General features: G+C 44.3%; 21 protein-coding genes and 1 riboswitch. Of the genes, 15 read left to right on the top strand and 6 right to left on the bottom strand.

Annotation, left to right across the window (positions count from 1 at the left end):
• Nucleotides 1–39: 39 nt before the first annotated feature.
• Nucleotides 40–714 carry an NAD(P)H-dependent oxidoreductase gene (locus NLX78_RS17865; RefSeq protein ID WP_254351158.1) on the bottom strand — a complete coding sequence of 225 codons (675 nt, stop codon included), beginning with the start codon at nt 712–714 and terminating at the stop codon, nt 40–42.
• Nucleotides 715–857: 143 nt separating this feature from the next.
• Between NLX78_RS17865 and NLX78_RS17860 the strand changes: the two genes are divergently transcribed.
• Complete coding sequence (locus tag NLX78_RS17860; protein WP_165179453.1) at nt 858–1250, top strand: winged helix-turn-helix transcriptional regulator; 393 nt, start codon at nt 858–860, stop codon at nt 1248–1250.
• 193 nt (nt 1251–1443) lie between these two features.
• On the top strand, nt 1444–2436 hold the full coding sequence (locus tag NLX78_RS17855; RefSeq protein WP_254351157.1) for an ABC transporter substrate-binding protein: 993 nt from the start codon (nt 1444–1446) through the stop codon (nt 2434–2436).
• Between the two features lie 120 nt (nt 2437–2556).
• Here the strand turns inward: NLX78_RS17855 and NLX78_RS17850 are convergent, their stop codons facing one another.
• The 3 genes from NLX78_RS17850 to NLX78_RS17840 form a co-directional block, all read right to left on the bottom strand.
• Nucleotides 2557–4059 carry a stalk domain-containing protein gene (locus NLX78_RS17850; protein WP_254351156.1) on the bottom strand — a complete coding sequence of 501 codons (1503 nt, stop codon included), beginning with the start codon at nt 4057–4059 and terminating at the stop codon, nt 2557–2559.
• 193 nt (nt 4060–4252) lie between these two features.
• Entirely contained in the window at nt 4253–4888 is a 636-nt protein-coding gene (locus NLX78_RS17845; RefSeq protein WP_254351155.1) for a cyclodeaminase/cyclohydrolase family protein, read from the bottom strand.
• Nucleotides 4885–5751: a bifunctional 5,10-methylenetetrahydrofolate dehydrogenase/5,10-methenyltetrahydrofolate cyclohydrolase gene (locus tag NLX78_RS17840; RefSeq protein WP_069291169.1), complete on the bottom strand. Its 867-nt coding sequence runs from the start codon at nt 5749–5751 to the stop codon at nt 4885–4887. Before NLX78_RS17840 ends, NLX78_RS17845 begins: the two co-directional genes overlap by 4 nt.
• Nucleotides 5752–5862: 111 nt before the next feature.
• A riboswitch (ZMP/ZTP riboswitch) is annotated at nt 5863–5947 on the bottom strand.
• A 213-nt stretch (nt 5948–6160) separates the two neighbouring features.
• Between NLX78_RS17840 and desA the strand changes: the two genes are divergently transcribed.
• The 12 genes from desA (at nt 6161) to NLX78_RS17780 (ending at nt 18956) form a co-directional block, all read left to right on the top strand.
• Nucleotides 6161–7222, top strand: a complete 1062-nt coding sequence (gene desA / locus NLX78_RS17835; protein ID WP_302057425.1) for a Delta(5) desaturase DesA — start codon at nt 6161–6163, stop codon at nt 7220–7222.
• Nucleotides 7223–7289: 67 nt separating this feature from the next.
• On the top strand, nt 7290–8423 hold the full coding sequence (locus tag NLX78_RS17830) for a sensor histidine kinase (protein WP_069291170.1): 1134 nt from the start codon (nt 7290–7292) through the stop codon (nt 8421–8423).
• Nucleotides 8420–9019 carry a response regulator transcription factor gene (locus tag NLX78_RS17825; protein WP_017426246.1) on the top strand — a complete coding sequence of 200 codons (600 nt, stop codon included), beginning with the start codon at nt 8420–8422 and terminating at the stop codon, nt 9017–9019. Before NLX78_RS17830 ends, NLX78_RS17825 begins: the two co-directional genes overlap by 4 nt.
• A gap of 145 nt (nt 9020–9164) precedes the next feature.
• Nucleotides 9165–9785, top strand: coding sequence for a deoxynucleoside kinase (locus tag NLX78_RS17820; RefSeq protein WP_254351154.1), 621 nt, complete (start codon nt 9165–9167; stop codon nt 9783–9785).
• Nucleotides 9785–10426 (top strand): deoxynucleoside kinase, encoded by a 642-nt coding sequence (locus tag NLX78_RS17815; RefSeq protein WP_013308920.1) that lies wholly within the window; start codon nt 9785–9787, stop codon nt 10424–10426. Before NLX78_RS17820 ends, NLX78_RS17815 begins: the two co-directional genes overlap by 1 nt.
• Nucleotides 10427–10623: 197 nt before the next feature.
• A complete protein-coding gene (locus tag NLX78_RS17810; protein ID WP_302057424.1) occupies nt 10624–11625 on the top strand; it encodes a Gfo/Idh/MocA family protein in 1002 nt (333 codons plus the stop codon).
• 324 nt (nt 11626–11949) lie between these two features.
• Entirely contained in the window at nt 11950–12975 is a 1026-nt protein-coding gene (locus NLX78_RS17805; RefSeq protein ID WP_254351153.1) for a methionine ABC transporter ATP-binding protein, read from the top strand.
• Nucleotides 12965–13627 (top strand): methionine ABC transporter permease, encoded by a 663-nt coding sequence (locus NLX78_RS17800; protein WP_069291173.1) that lies wholly within the window; start codon nt 12965–12967, stop codon nt 13625–13627. Before NLX78_RS17805 ends, NLX78_RS17800 begins: the two co-directional genes overlap by 11 nt.
• 43 nt (nt 13628–13670) lie before the next feature.
• On the top strand, nt 13671–14558 hold the full coding sequence (locus tag NLX78_RS17795) for a MetQ/NlpA family ABC transporter substrate-binding protein (protein ID WP_023987134.1): 888 nt from the start codon (nt 13671–13673) through the stop codon (nt 14556–14558).
• 64 nt (nt 14559–14622) lie between these two features.
• Nucleotides 14623–15831: a M20 family metallopeptidase gene (locus NLX78_RS17790; protein WP_254351152.1), complete on the top strand. Its 1209-nt coding sequence runs from the start codon at nt 14623–14625 to the stop codon at nt 15829–15831.
• A 256-nt stretch (nt 15832–16087) separates the two neighbouring features.
• Nucleotides 16088–17527, top strand: a complete 1440-nt coding sequence (locus NLX78_RS17785; RefSeq protein WP_254351151.1) for a purple acid phosphatase family protein — start codon at nt 16088–16090, stop codon at nt 17525–17527.
• Nucleotides 17528–17729: 202 nt separating this feature from the next.
• Entirely contained in the window at nt 17730–18956 is a 1227-nt protein-coding gene (locus NLX78_RS17780) for an RtcB family protein (RefSeq protein WP_254351150.1), read from the top strand.
• A 116-nt stretch (nt 18957–19072) separates the two neighbouring features.
• Here the strand turns inward: NLX78_RS17780 and NLX78_RS17775 are convergent, their stop codons facing one another.
• Together NLX78_RS17775 and NLX78_RS17770 are read right to left on the bottom strand one after the other, a co-directional pair.
• On the bottom strand, nt 19073–19963 hold the full coding sequence (locus tag NLX78_RS17775; protein ID WP_254351149.1) for a shikimate dehydrogenase: 891 nt from the start codon (nt 19961–19963) through the stop codon (nt 19073–19075).
• Nucleotides 19964–19992: 29 nt separating this feature from the next.
• On the bottom strand, nt 19993–21183 hold the full coding sequence (locus NLX78_RS17770) for an MFS transporter (protein ID WP_254351148.1): 1191 nt from the start codon (nt 21181–21183) through the stop codon (nt 19993–19995).
• Between the two features lie 216 nt (nt 21184–21399).
• Here NLX78_RS17770 and NLX78_RS17765 point away from each other — a divergent pair, with 216 nt between their 5' ends.
• Nucleotides 21400–22311, top strand: a complete 912-nt coding sequence (locus tag NLX78_RS17765; RefSeq protein ID WP_254351147.1) for a LysR family transcriptional regulator — start codon at nt 21400–21402, stop codon at nt 22309–22311.
• Nucleotides 22312–22409: the final 98 nt, after the last annotated feature.

Genomic DNA, 22409 nt, shown 5'->3' with positions numbered 1-22409 from the left:
AATGGCTGTGGGACGCCTCTTTGTTTTAGAGTAAAGGTTTTACACCCATTCAATAACCTGATCTACAGATCGCCGGGTTTTGCCGCGCGGCTCGTTCAGACGGTATCCAAATGCCACCATACAGGAAATACCGAAATGTTCGGCATCCATAATGCCTTCTACGGAGAGGATGCGTTCGATTTCCTGTTTATTAAAACCTTCGATAGGACAGGAATCAATGCCGATTTGAGCTGCGGCAGTCATCATGTTGCCCAGTGCGATGTAGGTTTGTCGGCAGCCCCACTCGAACAAGGCTCTTTTATTTTCCTCCAGCCCAAAATCAGATTTTAGAAAGGCATCATACACTTTCTCTCTGCCTTGAATCACTTCAGCGGGTAATTGTTGCACGTTCTCCATCATACTCTTGATATAATCGGAGGAGGCTACCATATCTTCAGGAAGTCTAGAGAGGATGAGTACAAAATGGCTGGCTGTTGGCAGTTGTTTTTGCGCCCCCCAAGAGTAAGGCAGCAGCTTCTCACGCATAGCTTTACTCTGAACGACAACAAATTTCCAAGGTTCAAAGCCAAATGAGCTTGGAGATAAACGACCGGTTTCAAGAATAAAATCAAAATCGGAATCGCTAATTTTCTTATGACTATCAAATTCCTTCGTTGCATGTCTGAACTCGTATGCAGATAAGATTTGATCTTTAGTAGTAGTTAAGGTTTCCATCGTTATTCCACTCCTTATGGATGTGATTAAAATTGACGCTTACCAAGTGACATGCTTAATATTAGAATATACATGATCGTTTTTGAAGTACGCACATTAATGTGCTGTAGTATATAAAATGATACCAAGGAGGAGAAAAGCCTATGCGCAATCGGAAAGGCGGCTTTGGGGAATGTACCGCTGGAAATGATCAGGCGTGTCCAGTTGAGTTCACGCTGGACGTGATTGGGGGCAAATGGAAAGGGATTATTCTATATCATCTTATGTATGGGACTAAGCGATTTAGTGATTTTCGGCGGATCTGTCCGGGAATTACTCAGCGTATGCTGACACTCCAATTGCGCGAGCTGGAAGAGGACGGAGTCGTTCACCGTGAAGTCTACCAACAGGTTCCTCCTAAGGTCGAATACTCTCTAACTGAATTTGGAAAAACGCTGATCCCGATTATTAACCTGATGAAGGATTGGGGAGAAGAATATAAAACAAAACAGCGATCATCAGAAAGCAGTCTTCAGCAGCCTAGCCCCAATGTGTAGGTTTTTGAGACGGCCCACGAAAAAAGACCTGGCCATCATTTTTTGGCAGGTCTTTTGTTTTTTAAAATGAAATGATGCAAAGTTCGTTTTTCAGTTGACAGCAAGGACGACGCTTGATATATTTCTTACGATATTGATAATCATTATCATCTGTATGGGAGATCATCTCCACAATATATAGGGGGCTAATCAGTTGAAAAGAAAATCGTATTTTATGATGACAGCTATGTTACTTGTATTGTCTGTATTCATCAGCGCTTGCGGCGGAAATAATAATGGAAGTAGTCCGGCTTCATCTTCAGAAGATAAGCAAGAGTCGGCTACTACTGGAGAGACTAGAAGCTTTAAAACGGTTAAAGGGGATATTCAAATTCCTGCTAAGCCACAGCGCATTGTAACGGATTTTTACGGCGGAGAATTGCTGTGCGTGGGTGCTAACGTGGTGGGTGTGGAGCCGACTGCGTTTCAAAATCCTTTTCTGACCGATTTGCTGAAGGAAAAAGGAACCAAAGAGGTGGGTGATCCGACCAATTTGGAAAAGACGCTGGAACTCAAACCCGATCTGATCGTGGTTATGAAGGATACGAATTATGAGGCTCTTTCTAAAATCGCACCTACCCTGTACATTCCGTACGGTACGACGACTAATATCTATGATACGGTCAAGCTGTTCGGCGATATCACTGGGGAAAAGGAGAAGGCCGAGCAATTTATTACTGCATTTGATAAAAAGGCCGCTGAAGGTCGCGCACGTCTTAAAGGTGTGATTGACGAAAAGGCAACTTTCGGTTTGTATGAGCTGACGGACAAGCACGCACTTTGGATCTTTGGTGACAATGCGGGTCGCGGCGGCCAAGCTGTATACAATGCGCTTAAACTGAACATGCCAAAGAAAACAGTGAACTCCAAGGAACAAACGGTGCAGCTTTCGATGGAGGTATTGCCACAGTATGACGCAGATTATATGTTCCTGACTACGTATGACCCCGAGAAAAAGGGTGACGCGCTCAAACAACTAAAGTCGTCCGCTGTGTGGGGGAATCTTCCAGCGGTGAAGAACAATAGAGTGTTCTTTAACGATTTTGATACGTATTATCGTTATGATCCAATCGCTATTACCGGGCAAATTGATATGATCGTAGATATGCTGGTCGAAAGAGAAAAAGAGAATAAAGCTAAACAATAGATGTGAGATTCTGCGTTGTAATGAATTGCCCAAAACAGATAGGGATTCGCATATTATACGCAGTATATAGCATTAAAAACCAGTTCAACATGAATCATGTTTGGACTGGTTTTTAATTTACTATTTTGTCGTAATTTCGATGGTATCTTCTTTTTGTATCCAATCTACTTTGGCCCCTAGCGTTTCGCTGAGTAGCCTTAATGGAAGATAACCAATACCATTCACCATGAAGGGCGGATTGGTGAGCTTTACAGCTTTATCGTTCACTTTTGTTTGGCTGGTTTTGAAATTTATTTCTAGAGAGACAGGATGGTCTTCTGTCTTAGACTGATTCATTTTCGCTATTTTGCTGTTGAAATCATAAGCGATCTCGGCCCCCAGTTTGTCAAAAACAGAACGAAGGGGAATAAACGCCTGCCCGTTGCGGGTAATGACACCATTACTCAGAGAGACAGGCGAACCATTGAGACGGACAAGAATCGGTTTTTGTACAGGAACTGGTGAACTATACAGAAACTCATAGTCCCCTATACCGAGCTGCGCGTGTTTGTTGACACCCCAGCCCCATAGGGCGCCATCTGTTTTTTGCATGATTACGTGCCGTGGACCTGCTTTGATGCTTTGAATATTTTTAGCAAGTAATGTAAAGGGTGCATTGGATGGTAACTTTTCACCATCTAGAGACGCAACATATACATTCCCAGCTGTGGTGAGGGCAAGTATGGAGCGTTCGGCGAAAAAGGCGTCTTTAACATCCTTTACTCCTGTTAATAGTACAGGGGTATTTTCGTTGTGATAGGTTGTATTATCTGAGTAACCCGTAACTGTAGCACCCCAGAACCATAGCCGACCTTGCTGATCAATTGCGAGATTGGAATACCTATTGGCCTTGATTGTCTTGATATCCGATAAGGCTTGAATTTGCGATACGGATAGAGTTTCGGACGGAGTTGCATTTTTATCAAATTCTTTGGGCCACGTCCACACGGTGCCATCTTTTTTTAAGGCTATGTTTTTAGCGATTGACGTAATATCCTTTAATGATGAAATAGGTTCGAAGCCCTGCAAGGCTTTTGTATTTTTCCATACACTGCCGTCTTTCTTTAGAAATATCCAGCGTTCCTCATCATCCGGTCTTTCCTCATAGTAACTATCAATATTGGCAACCTCGTCGATGCCAGATAGGGTTTGAAAAGGACTAGAGATGTTTCCATTGTCGAGCCGTTCAGCGGAAGATATGCTGCCTTCGCTGCTCAGAGCGAGCACATGATCATTCAAATTACTTACAGCTGCGAGGTTCTGTAATCCTTCCAGAGGAACGAATTTCACGGATTCAGCAATATTATTTCTAGGCACATACCAAGCAGAGTGGTCTTGTAAGGTAAATACCAGATCGCCCTCGTTGATGATATTAGAAAATGTTTTTACAACGTCCGGCTTACCCTCTACACGAGTCGGTACGGATTGATTATAACCCCACAGCCACAAGCTTCCATCAGACTGAATCAGACTCCCGGAATCATAGGCGCGAATATGGGATGTGGAGTTATCTCCGGCCGCCCATACACTGGGACTGAGCAGCAATAACGTGATTATACTGAGTAATAGAGCCCGTCTTTTCATACGATTTTCCTCATTTCTTGATCAATGTATCCCCCTATCCATAGACGTAGATTATATAGAAAAGTTTTCCAAAATGTATGAATTTCAATAAAATAACCTCCAAACCCACGATTAGAGATGGATTTGGAGGCTGTTTTTTAATGAGTAAGCAGAATATGTTGGTTCGAACAGGTTAAACACGGTTATGAGCAATCTAATTCGCTATTCGACTGCGCACCATCAACAAGGTTTGTTCTTTGATCTGTCCGATTTCACGGATGAGTGCGGCTGTCTTGGTCTCATAGCAGTATTTGACATCCAAATCTTTCAGCGAAGCAAGGTTAATGTCGACGGTAAGCAGGGCAGATTGAGCGGCGGCTTCGAACAGGATCGCGCCGAGGCCAAGATCCGAAATCACATTTTTATTGGACATTTCCACAATGTTGTAGGCTTGCGACAATCCGTCCCGGCATACTTCCAGCAGGCGCATGGGTACCTCAATGGCAGCGATCACCGCTGTCTGTAAGGAATGGGTACGATAGCGCTTTTCTTCGTCCGTTTCCTTGGGCAAACGCAGCGCGGTCATGTACTGTTCAAAGGATTGGATGTCTGCGACCATTAGTTCCTCACAATGTGCAGACAATCTTTCCATGCTGCTAATGACGTCCGTGATTTGTTCATGGATATGCGCATATTTTTCTCCTTGTGAAAGGTTGGCGGTCATGGAGGTCATAGCCGCGCCTAGTGCCGCAGCCAGTGCGGATACACTTCCTCCGCCGGGGGTAGGCGCTGCACTTGCAGCCTCTTTTAGAAAATGCCCGATGGAATGATTCCACGACAGTTCACTCATGAATAGACCACCTCTCTGGAGTAGTGTTGCAGATGTATTGCTTTGAGCAGATTTTTATACAAAATCGCAGTTGTTAAGGTGCCAACGCCGCCAGGAACCGGAGAAATGGCATGGACCTTTTCCCCAACGTCTAAAGCGGCATCCCCCACTATTTTTCCCTCTAGCGTCTCATTAATTCCCGCATCTACCAAAATCAGACCGGGATGAACCATATCCTGTGTAATCACATCAGGGCATCCGACTGCGACGAAGGCAATGTCTGCATGGCTCAGATGCTCTGCAATATCACGTGTTCCTGCATGACAGGCGGTAACGGTGGCATTTTCTCTTTGCAACATGTGGAAAAGGGGAAGTCCCACTGTCTGTCCGATGCCCACGAGAGTGACATTTTTGCCTGCCAATGTGTGACCGTAATGCTTGAGCAGCTCGATACAGGCTTGTGGTGTTGCGGGATATAGTCCTGCGTCACCTGTTACGGTAGCCAGCTTGTTATCAGGTGTAATCCCATCAATATCCTTGTAGGGGGCGATGGATTGTTTAATAACGGAGGCGGAAAGATGTTGGGGAAGCGGCAGTTCCAGCATAATGCCATGTACATGGGGTGCATTGTTCAGACTGCCGATCAGGTGCAGTAGCTCGGTTTCGCTAACATGACGATCAAAAGTATGAAGATGAAATGAGATGCCCAGCTTCTCCGCTATTTTTTGCTTGGTCCGGGCATAGTAGGCAGAAGCCGGATCGCCTTCTACCAATAGTGTCGCCAGATGGGGACGGTGTCCTTGCTGCTTCATTTCTTCTACCTGTGAACGGATCGTTGCATATACTTGCTCAGCTGCTTCTTTGGATTTCATGATAATAGCCATAGTCCGAGCCTCCTCTGAATTTATCGCATGATTTATCAACAGGGTGTCATGGTCTTGTAAACGAAAAAAAGTATTTGCACAAGGTCGTCAAGACAGACGAATCCTCTGCAAATACTTCTCCCAGGCGAACGGTACGCTTTTTTTGTATGCTCCCTCGTGGTTCATTCCACTGACTTCGCCAGTCACATACAGCGTTATTATGTCTTATATTTTAACAAATAATCCTCAGAAAAGAAACCCGCGAACATTTGGAAAACGGGTTATGTTACTTGTCTATATGACAAATGTCATATACCCGAGCTGACGTTTATGACTACAGCGTCTACAGTCTTCACCTTATACTGAGATTAGATCAACATGTACGCCTAACAGGATCAAGGTATAGGCGTCATTTTAAAGGAGGATCATAATGAGTATGACACAACTCCCATTAGCCCAATTGAAAAAAAATATGGCTCCCTACGAGAAAATAAACACGAAATCCAGCGTTCTGCAACTCATCAATACTTTGGGTCCACTGATCCTATTGTGGTATGCTGCTTATCTTAGCCTGTCGGTTTCGTACTGGCTGACGCTTCCCATTGCCATTGTTGCATCGGGGTTTGTGGTACGGACGTTTATTATTTTTCATGATTGTGGTCATCAATCCTTCTTCAAAAGCCGCAAGCTGAACGACATTGTGGGAACGATTACAGGTATTATTACGCTCTGTCCTTATCATCAATGGAAAAATAGTCACGCGATCCACCATGCAACCAGCAGTAATCTGGATAAAAGAGGCACAGGTGACATGTGGGTGCTTACGGTAGAAGAGTACACAGAGGCTTCCACTTGGACACGGCTGGCCTATCGCATATATCGAAATCCTTGGGTTATGTTCGGGCTAGGTCCGATCTATACTTTTTTGATTTCCTATCGCTTTAATATCAAGACAGCCAAACGCAAGGAAAAAATGAACACTCATGTGACGAATATATCCATCGTTGCATTGTATGCACTGTTGTGCTGGGCTATTGGATGGCAGGCCTTCCTTCTCGTACAGGCACCTATCTTTTTTGTATCCGGTATGTTGGGCATCTGGTTGTTCTATGTACAACATCAATTTGAGGATTCGTATTTTGAGCATGATGAAGAGTGGAGTTATATTAATGCAGCCGTAGAAGGCAGTTCTTACTACAAGCTTCCTAAAGTATTGCAATGGATTACGGGGAATATCGGATTTCATCACGTTCATCATTTGAGCCCCAAAGTGCCAAATTATAATTTGGAAAAAGCGCATGAAGCGACACCGTTACTTCAAAAAGCGACCACGATCACAGTAAGTAGCAGTCTGCAATCATTGAAGTTCCGCCTTTGGGATGAAAATACGAAAACCTTTTTGACCTTTAAACAAGTGAAACCGCTCCTCAGCAAACGTGTTGGAGTTACGAAACCCATCCCTACACCTGTTGTAAGCACAGAAAGAAAATAACGTTGTACAAAACTTGGTATGATATGATAAGAGATATAAGTCAAGTGAAGTAGAAGAGGGTGGCAGGATGCAAAAATGGTATCAGATTTTTCAAAGAAATACTGGACTTAGCCCTTATGTGTGGGTCGTCTTTTATATCCTGCCCTTTTACTACTTTAGCTCTTCATCTACAAGTCATATTATTCTGGGTACTGCTATTATTTTGGTGTTTTTTGCATGTTATGTATTGGCTTTTGTCTCGAAAGGCTGGCTCATATACTTTTGGACCAGTGTACAAATTGCCATATCGATTACCATGACACTGCTGTTTAGCTATATGTATTTTTCCATATTTATCGCCTATCTGATCGGTAATATTAAAAGTAAGGCTGCATTTACGACGCTGTATATTATTTTAATGGTTATTACGATTGGATTGATCAATTACGGTTTTGTTTCTCAGAATCCCGTTTTTATTAAACAGATTCCTTTTATCCTGCTCAATCTGATCGGTGTGATTCTCCTTCCGATTACGAATTTTAATCGCAACAAAAGCGATCGGCTCCAAGTCCAATTGGAGGATGCCAATAAGAAAATATCGGAATTGATTAAGCTGGAGGAACGGCAAAGAATTGCGCGTGATCTGCACGATACCTTAGGTCAGAAGCTGTCACTCATTGGGCTGAAGAGCGATTTGGCGGGCAAACTGATGGATCAGTACCCGGAGCGGGCTCATGCTGAAATTAACGATGTTCGTCTCACGGCGAGAAGCGCACTAAAAGAGGTGCGGGAAATGGTTACTCAAATGCGCGGTATGCGACTAGAGGATGAACTGCTACGTATTCGGCAGATTTTAAAGGCTGCTCACATTGAATTGACTCTAGAGGGCGACCCGAAGCTGGAGCATACATCATTAATGAATGAAAATGTCCTTAGTATGTGTATGAAGGAAGCAGTGACAAATGTGGTTAAGCACAGTGGAGCCACCGCTTGTTCCATCACCATTGAGCCGTCTCGTAAGGAATTAACCCTTCGGATTCAGGATAATGGAGTCGGTATTACGAGAGAAAATGGAACCTTTCGTGGAAACGGCCTGAAAGGTATGAAAGAAAGGCTCGAATTCGTGAACGGATGTATGGAGCTGCGTTCAGATCAGGGAACGACCTTGGTCATTAAAGTGCCCAATATCACTGAAAAGCCGAATGAGGAGGTGGGGCCATGATTCGAATTGTCATCGCGGAGGACCAGCGTATGCTGCTGGGTGCTCTAGCCTCCCTGCTGGACTTGGAAGAGGACATGAAAGTAGTCGGAAAAGCAAGCAACGGGGAAGAAGCTATAGAACTGGTGAAGCTGCATCAGCCCGATATATGCATTATGGACATCGAAATGCCGATCAAGAGCGGGTTGGATGCGGCTGAGGAACTCAAAGGCTTGAACTGTAAGGTGCTGATTTTAACTACGTTTGCCCGTCCCGGGTATTTTGAACGAGCGATCAAGGCGGGGACACACGGTTATCTGCTCAAGGACAGTCCTAGTGAAGAGCTGGCTTCCTCCATTCGAAGCATTATGGCAGGTCGGCGTATCTATGCCCCGGAACTGGTCGATGATGCTTATGCCGAAGTCAACCCGCTAACAGAGCGTGAAAAAACCGTTTTGGCGCTCATCGCTGACGGAAAGAACACAAAAGAGATTGCTGGTGAACTGTATTTAACGACAGGGACGGTGCGCAATTATATTTCAGTCATTCTCGATAAGCTGGGTGTCAGTAACCGGATTGAGGCAATTACACGTTTTAACGAAAAAGGTTGGTTTAAATGAGAAACAGGGACGCTATGAAGCAAAATGTAGCGCTCTGTTTTTTTGTTTTATCCATAGATTTGGTATGCCTTTAGCGTACTACCTTGTGATACAATAGGATAGTTGTCCACAGGATGGACTGGAGTACAAGGAGGAGCAGAACCCCATGAAACAAGCCCCATTTATAGCCGTTGAAGGGCCGATCGGAGCAGGTAAAACGACGTTAGCTTCGATGCTTTCAACCGAGCTACATTTGCCGATGATCAAAGAGATTGTCGAGGAGAACCCATTTCTCGATAAATTTTATCAAAATATAGATGAGTGGAGTTTTCAGCTGGAAATGTTCTTTCTCTGCAATCGGTACAAGCAGCTGGAGGATACCGGTCTGCGATATATCGAGAAAGCTCAGCCCGTTATTTCTGATTACCATATCTACAAGAATTTAATTTTTGCCGAACGTACGCTTAAGGGTGTGAAGCTCGAAAAATATCGTCAAATCTATCATTTGCTCACCGATGATATGCCTAAGCCGGACATTATCATTTATATTAGAGCAGATTTGGATACCTTGCTGGGGAGAATTCGCAAGCGTGCACGCTCTTTTGAACAGGAGATGGACCCCGCCTATCTGGAGCAATTGATCATAGATTATGATAAAGGCATGCAGTTTCTCGCTGAACAGTCCCCTTCCCCTCGTATATTGACCGTGAACGGGAATGAAATTGATTTTGTAGAAAATCAGGCACAATTTAAACAAATTGTTTCCGATGTAAAGGAGCTTATATAGTGAATAATTACAACATTCCTGCGAATGCCCTGATTACGGTAGCGGGCACAGTGGGTGTAGGCAAATCTACGCTGACTGGTGCTTTGGCCGGACGTCTTGGTTTTAAAACCTCTTTGGAGCAGGTTGATCATAATCCCTATCTGGAGAAATTTTACCACGATTTCGAAAGATGGAGCTTTCATTTGCAAATTTATTTTCTCGCGGAACGCTTCAAGGAACAAAAGAATATTTTCTTGTCTGGTGGAGGTTTTGTACAGGATCGTTCTATTTATGAGGACACAGGCATTTTTGCGAAAATGCATGCCGATCAGGGAACGATGAACCCTACCGATTATGAAACGTATACTAGCCTGTTTGAGGCGATGGTGATGACACCGTTTTTCCCACACCCTGATGTGTTGATCTATTTGGAAGGCAGCTTGCCTTCCATACTGAGTCGGATTGAGGAGCGTGGTCGCGAGATGGAGATCCAGACCGAGCGATCCTATTGGGAGCAAATGCATCGCAGATATTCCAATTGGATCAACGAATTTGATGCCTGTCCTGTACTGCGTCTGAACATTGATGAGTATGATGTACACGACCCAGCTTCCATGGATGCCATTTTGGAAGAAGTAGGAAAAGTGATATCAAAAAAATAGAGATATAACCCCAAATAAATGACAGGGACTGTGGTACAATCAGTATAAATTATGCTGATAGGCTACAGTCTTTTTTTGTCGAATGAACATGTTGAGGCATGAGATATGAATAACGGTATAGTGGACAAGTTTAGGCTGGAATGCGAGAATAGGTACATATGAATTGTAATGACTCACGGGAAGGATGGGATACTGTGATGCGTTTTGGTATTGTTGGAACCAACTGGATAACAGAGAGGTTTATTCAAGCTGCGATGGAGACGGACGAATTTTCCCTGACGGCGGTATACTCACGCACAGAGGATAAGGGCAAAGCTTTTGCTGACAAATATAACAGCCAGCCGGAGGTTTTTACAGACCTGGCGCAAATGGCCGCAAGTGATCAGGTCGATGCCGTATATATTGCCAGCCCCAATTCCTTACATGCGGAGCAGGCGATCTTATGTATGAATCACGGAAAGCACGTGTTGTGTGAGAAACCCTTTGCGTCTAATGCAGCAGAGGTGAAGATCATGATCGAAGCCGCGCGCAACAACGATGTTCTGCTGATGGAGGCCGTGAAATCCACACTGATGCCTAACTTTAAAATAATAAAGGATCATATGTATAAAATAGGGCGGGTTCGGCGTTATTTTGCAAGCTATTGTCAATACTCCTCACGCTTTGATGCTTTTAAGCAAGGTAAGGTATTGAATGCATTTAATCCGGCCTTTTCCAATGGTTCCTTGATGGACCTTGGAGTATATTGTTTGTATCCTATGGTGACTTTGTTCGGAAAACCTGAGGAGGTTCGGGCGGTTGGTGTACTTTTATCCTCTGGTGTCGATGGCGAGGGCAGTATCGTGATGAAGTATCCTGATATGGATGCTATCGTCATGTATTCCAAAATTACAGATTCCTATCTGCCTGCTGAAATTCAGGGTGAGAATGGAACGATGGTGATCGACAAAATCAGCCAGCCCTATGAGGTGAAAATTCATTATCGGGACGGCACGATTGAGGATCTGACCAAAGCTCAGACGCGTGAGCCAATGTATTATGAAATTCAGGAATTTATTGATTTGATCAAGAGTGGTGAACGCAACAGTTCCATTAACTCCTTGGAGTGTTCACTTACAGTCGCTGAAGTGATGGAGGAGGCAAGACAACAATTCGGCCTTCGTTATGAAGCAGACTTAAAAAATACTTCTGCACATTAGTCTGTGGAATGATCGAGATTGCAATGCACAAAGGGCTGCCGGTTTGCAAACTTTGCAAATATACGGTTAGCCTTATTTGGCTTTGTAGCCCTAAAAGTGTAAGCAATTGTGATGACAGGAGTCAGAAGGCTATATTCATTTTTTATTGACAGATTCTCCTTCTTGTCTTAAGGTGTTAACAATGCAATATACAGTTAAATAATCCCACTTTCGGTCAAACGAAGATTAGGGAGTTTTTTTTAGGGTATAAATCCGATTAAATCCACCGGATTACTAAAATGGGATGGAGGAATACATACATTGTAGACGTAAGGAGGAAGCAGTTTGATAAAGTTTGAACAAGTTAGCAAAATATTTACCTTACCCAATCGTAAGGTAAATGCTCTCGAAAAGGTTTCGTTATCGGTTGAAAAAGGAGAAATTTTCGGCGTGATTGGTTTTAGCGGTGCAGGTAAAAGTACGCTGCTGCGGCTTGTCAATTTACTGGAACGCCCCTCAGAGGGACGAATTGTCGTTAATGATCAGGATGTTACTCAGATACGTCCTAAGGAACTAAGGAATTTAAGAAGACGGATCGGGATGGTATTCCAAACCTTTAATTTGTTTAACTCTCGTACTGTATATGGGAATCTGGCTTATCCTCTAAAACTGGCTAAACTGCCCAAGACACAGATAGATGCTCGTGTTAAGGAGCTGCTGCAATTTGTTGGATTGGAGGACAAAGCGGATTCCTATCCTGAGCAGTTATCTGGCGGGCAAAAGCAACGGGTCGGCATTGCCAGAGCACTGGCGAATTCGCCCGATATTCTCATCTGTGATGAAGCGACCTCGGCCCTCGACCCGGAAACGACAGAAGATATATTGAGGCTGCTGAAAAAAGTAAATGAAGAGTACCAGATTACGATCTTGCTCATTACCCATGAAATGAATGTGATTCGCAGTATTTGTGACCGTGTGGCGGTGATGGAGAATGGTAGGGTGATTGAGCAGGGCAGTGTGTTCGATGTATTTGCCAATCCACAGACGAAGACGACGAAAAATTTTATTCGCTCTGTACTGAATGATCAGCTTTCACCCAAACTGCTGAACAAGATTCGGGAGCATCATGCCGGCCGATTGTACAGACTTGTTTTTCGGGGTGGGGCGACCAGTGAACCGGTGCTTTCTAGAGCGACACGGAAGCATAATCTGGATTACAACATTGTATATGGAAGTATTAATGAGCTACAGGGAGCGCTGTTCGGAAGTTTAATTGTCGAGTTAATCGGTGCAGACGATGAAGTTAACAAGGTCGTGGAGGAACTACGAACGACGGTGGAAGTCAGGGAGGTCGTCGATCATGAGAGTTAATTGGGATACATTTTGGCTCAAGGTAGTGGAGGCTACAGGGGAAACGCTTTTGATGGTTGTTGTCACGCTGATTTTTGCCAGTATTCTGGGGCTTATGATTGGTTTAGTACTGTATGTGACACGTAAAGGGAGCTTGTTTGAAAACAAATTTGTGTTTATGTTTCTGAATTTGCTGATTAATATCATTCGCCCGATTCCGTTTATCATTTTTTTAGTGGCGATTAGCCCGTTTACGCGTTTAATCATGGGAACCACGATTGGAACCTCGGCGGCTATTTTCCCAATGACTATTGTAGCGGCCTTTGCTGTAGCGAGAATTGTGGAAAATAATCTGGTCTCCATAGATCCGGGCATGATAGAAGCTGCCAAGGCACTGGGTGCGACTCCATTTCAGATCATCACGGGTGTGTTGATTCGGGAAGCGCTGGGACCTTTGATTCTTGGGTTGACGTTTATTACCGTGGCCTTGATTGATTTCTCTGCCATGGCTGGTACGGTGGGCGGAGGAGGCCTTGGGAATCTGGCAATGACCTATGGTTATCAACGATTCGATACCTCGGTCATGATTGTCACGATTGTTTTGCTGATTATTTTTGTACAGGTCGCCCAATATGCGGGGAACTACTTGTCTCGTAAATTTCTACGGCGCTAATGGAAACAGCGTATTATACATAACGATTAAAGGGGAAATGAAAATGAAAAAAATATTTCGCTTGGGTTTACTAGCTATTCTTAGTGTAGCGGTTCTATCTGCTTGCTCGGCTAACGGTTCGGGCTCAAATGCAAATGAAAAAGTACATGTTAAAATCGGGGTTTCAGGATCTGAGGACACGTATTGGGATGTGCTCAAGAAGAAAGCAGAGGCCAAAAACATTGAAATTGAGCTGATCAGTTTCTCGGATTATACATTACCCAATAAGGCGCTCGCCAATAAAGAGGTAGATTTGAATTCCTTTCAACATTTGGCCTTTCTCAGTCAGTTTAATGTAGAAAATGATGTGAATATCGTCCCTATTGGTGCAACGATTATCGCTCCGATGGCACTGTACTCTGAAAAATTCAAAAACGTATCGGATATTCCTGACGGCTCAAAAATTGCTATACCGGATGATCCCTCCAATCAGGGACGGGCTTTAAAACTGCTCCAGTCTGCAGGGCTGATTAAGTTGAAGCAGGATGCGGGCCTGTATCCAACCACGGATGAAATAGAAGGTAATCCTAAAAAGCTGGAGATTGTCCCAGTTGTTGCCCAGCAGACGCCGCGCGTCTTGTCTGATGTAGCCGCCTCAGCTGTGAACAGCGGTGTTGCTACGGATGCTGGGCTCAAGCTGGACGGAGCCATCTACAAGGATGATGCAAGCAGCGAAGAAGCGAAGCCATATGTGAACGTGTTTGCTGCCCGTGCGGAGGATAAGGATAATGCGACTTACAAAACGATCGTGGATTTGTATCATGATGCTGATGTAGCCGAGGCGGTAAAACAGGATTCCAAAGGAGCTAACGTCGTGGTAGACCAGTCTGCCGAAGAGCTACAGGCCACATTGGATAAGCTGGTAGCAGATGTTAAAGCGCAAAAGAAATAAGAATGTTGAACAGAAGTAGGGTTGGAAGCATACTAATCTATTTTCGAAACGAGGAGAGATTGCGATGAGTACAACGAATACGGTCGATACACATAGACAGCGGATTATTGAGAAAATTGAGGAGTCTCGTCAGCTTTACACGGAAACGAGCAGGTTTATTCATGCTAATCCCGAAATCGGCAATCAAGAATTTCAAGCTTCCCAGGCACTGACGGGTATTTTGGAGCAAGCGGGGTTTGAGGTAACTCGTAATGTAGCGGGACACGAAACCGGATTTGTTGCACGTAAGGCTTCTGCTAGACCAGGTCCGAAAATCGGATACTTGGCTGAATATGATGCATTGCCCGGTCTGGGCCATGCTTGTGGCCACAATATTATCGGAACCGCAAGCACGGCAGCAGCCATCGCCTTGGCGCAGGTGATCGACGAAACGGGAGGTGAGGTGTATGTGTTCGGTACACCAGCGGAAGAAGGCGGTCCTAATGGTAGTGCAAAAGGCAGCTTCGTGAAGCACGGGCTGTTCGAAGGGATTGATGCTGCACTGATGGTTCATCCATCCGGTGTGACCCGGCTGACCTCACCAAGTCTGGCAGTTGATCCGCTAGATTTTCATTTTTACGGCAAAGCGGCTCATGCCGCAGGATCACCAGAGCAGGGAATCAATGCGCTCGATGCGGTGCTACAGTTGTTCAGTGGTATCAATGCTTTGCGTCAGCAACTGCCGACCGATGTGCGTATTCATGGCATCATTACGCATGGAGGAGACGCGCCCAATATCATTCCGGACTATGCGTCGGCACGCTTTTTCATTCGGGCAAGTACTTGGCAGCGCACAGAGGAGGTTTCCACGAAAGTTCGCCATATCGCAGATGCTGCTGCTTTGGCAACAGGAGCCACTGTGAAAATCGAACGTTTTCAAAATGAAGTGCGTGATTTCATTCTGAACGATACGCTGGACGAGGTAGTAGGTCGTGAACTGGAGGCGCTAGGAGAACAGCTGGATCGTGGCCCTCGTGCCGGACTGGGTTCGACGGATGCGGGAAATGTAAGCCATGTTATCCCGACTGCACATGCTTACATTAAGATCGGTCCAGATGATCTCATCGCTCATACGGTGGAATTCAGGGAAGCGGCTGGCTCTGAGAAGGGTGAGGAAGCCTTAGTGACTGGAGCCAAAGCGTTAGCCTTGTCAGGCTTGGAGCTGCTGGTGAATGAAACACTGCTGGTTGCGGTGAAAGAAGATTTTAAGCGTACGCATTCAGTGGCACAGTAAGCCAAATCCACACAGGGCATAGCAGAGCCGTCTAATATGAGTGTTATAGTTGAAGAGGATATCCTACAGTCTGGTTGGCTGCATGGATATCCTTTTTCATTTTCTTATAAGCTGCTATCCTTGCTCCTCAATCGCTAGGTCACTCATAACCTCATTTTTACAAAGTACTATATTTCCAAAAACAACGTATTAACAATTGATTGTTATGATCATAATTATAACTTTTACATATTTAACCGCAAAGAGGAGTGTACATATGTTTAAGAAGTTTCAAAAATGGTCAGCAACATCTATGTCTATTGCTCTTATGCTAGGTTTGATTACTGGTCCGTCTGCTTCGCCTGTCTATGCTGAATCACCAGGGAACACAGATGGTATTAGCAAAGTTACAGCTACATTTTATGGAGACACAAAAGGCTCCAAAGGGTTTACCTGGTATACTTCAAAACTGCTCACGAACAGCACTGTTCAAGTAATAAAGAAAACGGATTCAGAAGCTGATTTTAAGAGTGCTATCGCATTTGAAGGTACTTCCTCTCCATCGACCAATTCTGCAGAAGAGCTTGTCCATAAAGCCGTAGCTACAGGTCTTCAAGCGAACACAACTTATTATTATCGTGTAGGTGATGCAGCACGCGGGATATGGAGCGAAACAGGTACGTTTCAAACGGCTCCTAAGAGCGGTGAATTTACCTTCATTGATCTAGCTGATACACAAGCAAAAAGCGAAGATGAAGCCATATTGTCTTCACAGACGCTCGAAAAAGCACTTCAAACTGTAGGTAATGCTCAGTTTGTAGTCCACAACGGAGATATCGTAGACACCGGTACCAAAGAAGAGCAGTGGGACTGGTTGTTGGGACATTCACAAAAAAGTCTTTTGAATACAACCATTGTTCCTTCAGCAGGTAATCACGAGGATGAGAACTACGCTTTTTATGATCACTTTAATATTAATGGACCAGCTGGTTCTGCTACTAAAACAGGAGCGTACTACTCCTTTGATTACAGCAATGCTCACTTTATCGTACTGAACTCCAATGAGGACACAGAGAAATATGCCAATTTTTCTGAAGATCAAGTTGAATGGTTAAAGAAAGATGCTGCGGCAGCCAAAAGGGCAGGTGCAAAGTGGATCATTGTTAACATTCATAAAGGTCCCTATACCACCTCTAATCATGCAACAGACTCTGACATCATAGATAGTAACGGAGTTCGTAACCAGATTGCACCTTTAATGGCTGAGCTGGATATCGACTTTGTTGTGCAAGGGCACGATCATATTTATGCACGTACGAAACCAATCAATCAAGAGGGTAAAGCAACAACGCCAACAAAAGTAAAAGATACATTAAATGAAAAGACGATTGAATATAGTGTGAATCCAGACGGAAGTATCTATGTCATCCCAGCAACCGCTGGCCCCAAAGTTTACTACAAGAACCCAAGCGAAAAACTTGGAGATAAGTACTATAATCTCTTTGAACTAGCTGAAGAGAATCATGCGGCAGTATATGGCCCAGATCCGAGTGACAATCGTAGACCTACACGAGGACAGGTACAGAATTTTGTTGGCATCACCATAGACGGAAACAAACTTACAGCCGTAACGTATGAAATTGATCAAAACAAAAATGATGCCAAACCTTTTATTGTGGATCAATTCGGAATCATCAAAAAAGATTGGTATAATTGATTTCATAGTTTCTAAATGATTATAAAAGGATATCCTACAGTCTGGTTGGCTGCATGGATATCCTTTTTCATTTTCTTAGGGGATATCTACTATTGTACTTGTAATACTTGCGCCCTGTTCGGAAGCTGGTAAAACGTACATAATGCAATTAACGACTTTACAAGTTTAAACATGGAGTGACTTACAGGAGGATGAAACGACGATGGCTTATCAAGAAATCAATGGAGTACGAGTATGGGGAGCACCTGATCCAGGGGCATTATCTCAAGCCCGTACATGTGCCGAAAACGGGAATGTGATTCAGGCGCTGCTGATGGCAGATCATCATAAAGGCTACAGTCAGCCGATTGGCGGTGTGATGGTGTATGACGGACAAATTTCACCTTCAGGTGTCGGGTATGATATCGGTTGCGGGAATAAGGCTGTAAGAACGAAGCTGTTTGCAGCGGATATTATGCCGCGTATTTCAGCCGTGATGGATGAGATTTCACGTCATATTTCGTTTGGCGTAGGCCGTGTGAATGCGATTCAGGTAGACCATGAGCTGTTCGATGACCCGGACTGGGCGGTATATGCAGCGATAGGGAAACAAGAACATGACAAACTGAAGTCCTTAGCGAGAGAACAGCTGGGTACAGTAGGGAGTGGCAATCATTTTGTTGATATATTCGTGGAGGAAGCGACAGGGCGGGTCTGGATTGCCAATCATTTCGGCAGTCGGGGCTTTGGCCACAAAACAGCAAGTGGGTTTCTAAACTTGGCCGCTGGACGAGAGTTTCTCGGAAAGGCGCCGGGAGAGCATATGGATCAGCCGCCTGTGCTGCTGGATATGAACAGTGAGCTGGGGGACATGTACTATCGTGCGATGCGTCTTGCCGGACGCTATGCGTATGCGGGACGTGACTATGTGATAGAACAAGTGCTTGGTATTATGGGAACCGAAGCGGACTTTACTGTGCATAATCACCATAATTACGCATGGAAAGAACAGCATGATGGGCGTGACACCATTGTGGTCCGTAAAGGCGCCACTCCCTCGGCACCTGGCCAGATGGGCTTTATTGGAGGAAGCATGGGCGATATTTCGGTAATTGTGCGTGGAAGAGATACGGTAGAAAATCGGGATTCCTACTATAGTACAGTCCATGGCGCAGGTCGTATTATGAGTCGTACCCAGGCAGCCGGTAAAATGAATTGGAAAACCCGTACACGGAGTGGTGGACAAATCACGGACGTACAGATGAAGGAGGCCGTTCGGAACTATGGTGTCCAGCTGCGCGGAGCCGGTACAGATGAAAGCCCGTTCGTCTACCGTAAACTGCGCGAGGTACTGGATGCTCATTCCGAGACCGTGGAAGTTATGCATGAACTGAAGCCTATTGGGGTATGCATGGCTGGGGCCAATGAATTTGACCCTTATAAGGATTAATCAAAAGACTATGCCTGGCAGAAGTGTTCATTCGCCGAGCATAGTCTTTTGAGTACATGCATGAGTATATAATAGAAGGAATTCATTGCTTAGTGCACTTGTTAGCAGCTCTATGTCTACAGCTTATCAGCAAAAAGCTGTTCTTTAATATAAGCGACTGGCATCTCTTGGCCTGTCCACAGTTCGAAGGCCAATGCGCCCTGCCACAGCATCATGCCCAGACCGTTAATGGCAGTTGCACCTACGGATTCGGCTTGTTCCATCAGCTTGGATTTAGCTGGGCTGTACACTACATCGGTTACGATCAGGTCGGAACGAAGCATGGACACATCTTCAATCACACTTTTGCCTTCCAGCGGTTTCATACCAACACCTGTACCGTTAGCGAGAATATGACTTGTGCGGATCTCTTCACGTAGCTGTTCTTGATTTTCCAATGGATAGATATTCGCCTTGACTTGGGTGTGTTTCATATCTTCATTAATAATACGGACATTCTCTTCTGCACGAGCAAAGAACTGATCGTTACGGGCAAAGATTGAAATTTCAGCCAGACCTGCTTGAGCCGCTTCAATAGCAATCGGTGTAGCTGCGCCGCCAGAGCCGACAAGTGTCATTTTCTTACCTTTGAGGTCAATGCCGTGTTCACGCAAGTTGCGAACATAACCAGATCCATCTGTACTGTAGCCTTTCAGTATACCATCTGTGTTTACGACGGTGTTGACGGCACCTGTAAATTTAGCACTGTCGTCCAGCTCGTCAAGGTACTGTAATATAGCTGTTTTGTTAGGCATGGACACGTTATAACCGCGTATGTTCAGAGCGCGCATTCCCTGTACCACTTCTTCAAGTTGTTCATTTCCTACTTCAAAGGCCATATACGCGTTATTTAGACCCAGCTTTTCAAACGCAAGATTATGCATAGCCGGGGACAAAGAGTGTCCGATTGGTGTAGCAAGCAGTCCGATTAATTGTGTTCTTCCGTCAATACGTCCAGCATTTTTCATAATATAAGCCTCCAAGTAATCTGTGTGGTTTAATGAAACACTTTTTTATATCGATAAGCAACAAACACGGCCAGCAAAATACTGATTACAGCAATCGCAATATCCAGAATGAATACCGAGGTAATTCCCAAACTTTTGGACATGCCCCCGGTAGCCAAAGGCATCAGGATGAACGAAAGACTGGCTGCTATGTTCACGAAAGAAGTCGTAGTGCCTTTGTTCTTGCGGAAAAATTCCGTCATAACCGTGAGGGCAATTTGGAATATGCCTGCGGTAGACAAGCCGATCAGGAATGAACTGATCAAAGTAGCGACAGGATTGTGCCATGTAATTAAAGCCAGCAAAGAAAGCAGGGCAATAAGCGGATATACAATCATGACAGTAATCGGTTTAATGAATCTACCAAGTACCACAGCTAACAAGATAACGGAAACCAATGAACCTATACTATAGTAGCTCAGCAGTTTAATGGCACTGGCTTTGTCCATGCCCAGGGCCTCTTGTCCAAAGGTAGGAAGCCATAGCTGTACGATCATGAACAATACAGTAGAAGTAAAACCGATAATAATCAGAGATAAACCTTCTTGCCAAAACTTAGGCTCGCTGCGGAAAGTATCTGTGGATTGGGCAGCCTCAGTTGAAGCCTTTTGTTCCTCTGCTTTGTGGTTGGGGAAAGCGGTCATAGACAAGAAGATACCGTTCAGCAGATAAATCCCTGCTGGAATAAAGAAGGAGTATCCATAGAACATGTCGTGATTAATAAAGAAAGCAATCATGAATGGAATCACAATGGCACCGATTGAGATGGATGCTTTGACCAGTACCGTTGCAGACCCGGCTTTTTTTCCGAAACCTTCAATTAGTGCAGGATACGTTCCTGCATCCATCATAGAGTTGCAAAGCCCTGCGATAATAGCAAACACGAATGCCAACGTATAGTTAGGCGCAAGCGGAATGCCGATCAGGAAGATTAAATAAGCAAATGATGCAATAACAATGAGTGGTTTTCTTCCGTATTTGTCTGACATTTTTCCGGCTACCCCGAGAGCGAGCAGCTTACCGATCCCAATCGCGGACACCAGATAGCCGATGGCTGCTTTATCCGTGTTCAATTGAACGGTCAGGAAGCTCATATTCGACGATAGAATAACATTGATCATACCCAGAAGAAAATAGTTGATGTAAAGCCCTGCTGCCATTCTGATATAAGGATTTTTCATAAGTGTAACTCCCAACTTAAATTTTAGATCAATGGCCTAGGTAGGCATCGTCCAGCTGTATTACATTACGCCTACAGATAAGTGAAATTATTCACATTCTTTCTATGTCATTATTATATAAGGAGTGTTATTATAAATCCAATGCATATTTTTATCGTTTTTCATAGTTTGGGTCTATAATTTAAAATATGAATTAAAGAAGGAGAGTACATAATTATGAACCTGAAGCACTTACAATATTTTCGTGTACTTGCGGAGATGGAGCATTTTACCCAGGCAGCTGTGCGGCTATGTATTACTCAACCCAGTTTAAGTCATGCGATTTCAGAATTAGAAAAAGATTTGGGAGTTCATCTGTTCGAGAAGCAGGGGAGAAATATTCGGTTAAACAAATACGGACGATTTTTCCTAAAGTATGTGGAGCACGCGATGGATGAATTGGAAAAGGGAGAACACCACTTACGGGAGTTAGTGAGTCCAAGCCATGGAAATATAGATTTGGCGTTCATTTACACGTTAGGCTCGCATTTCATTCCAGCAATTATTCAAGCCTTTTCAGCTCTGGATGCCCATAAAGATATCTCCTTTTCGTTTCACCAAGGGAATACGAACGATATTATCCAGGGGCTAAAGCAGGAACATTATGATGTGGCGTTCTGCTCTCACATGGAAAATGAACCGGATGTGGAGTTTATTCCGTTGGCTCAGCAGGAACTGGTTGTCATTGTTTCACCTGATCATCCACTGGCGACTCTAGACCAAATTGATCTCAAGGATACAGCCGATTATCCGGTGATCTTCTTCAACAAAAAGAGTGGGGTCCGGCCCATTATTGAAAATTTGTTCGCCAAAGCGGGTGTTACGCCACAGATTATTTGCGAGATTGAAGAGGATACAGCAATGGCAGGACTGGTGTCTGTCAATTACGGAATTGGGGTTATGCCTCGAATTTCATCGTTAGATTATTTTAACGTCAAAACATTGCCTATTGTAAATCCAGAATACGAGCGTTTTATCTACCTAGCCAGCATCAAAAATAGATATTTATCCCCGGCAGTAGTGGACTTTCGGAACTTTGCACTAAGTTACGGCAAGGAGTTCTATCTGAAAACGCATCAGCGCGTCTAGGCTGAGCTCCCGCAATATTTAAACTTGATAAATCTTAAAATGTGTTCTATACTTCATCATCGACACAGGTAATGTGAAATGATTCACATTTTTAATAC

It is taken from the genome of Paenibacillus sp. Lou8.1, from assembly GCF_024213565.1.
Taxonomy (GTDB): domain Bacteria; phylum Bacillota; class Bacilli; order Paenibacillales; family Paenibacillaceae; genus Paenibacillus; species Paenibacillus polymyxa_B.
The sequence above is the reverse complement of the archived record's forward strand: the minus strand, read 5'-3'. Positions and strand labels throughout refer to the sequence as shown.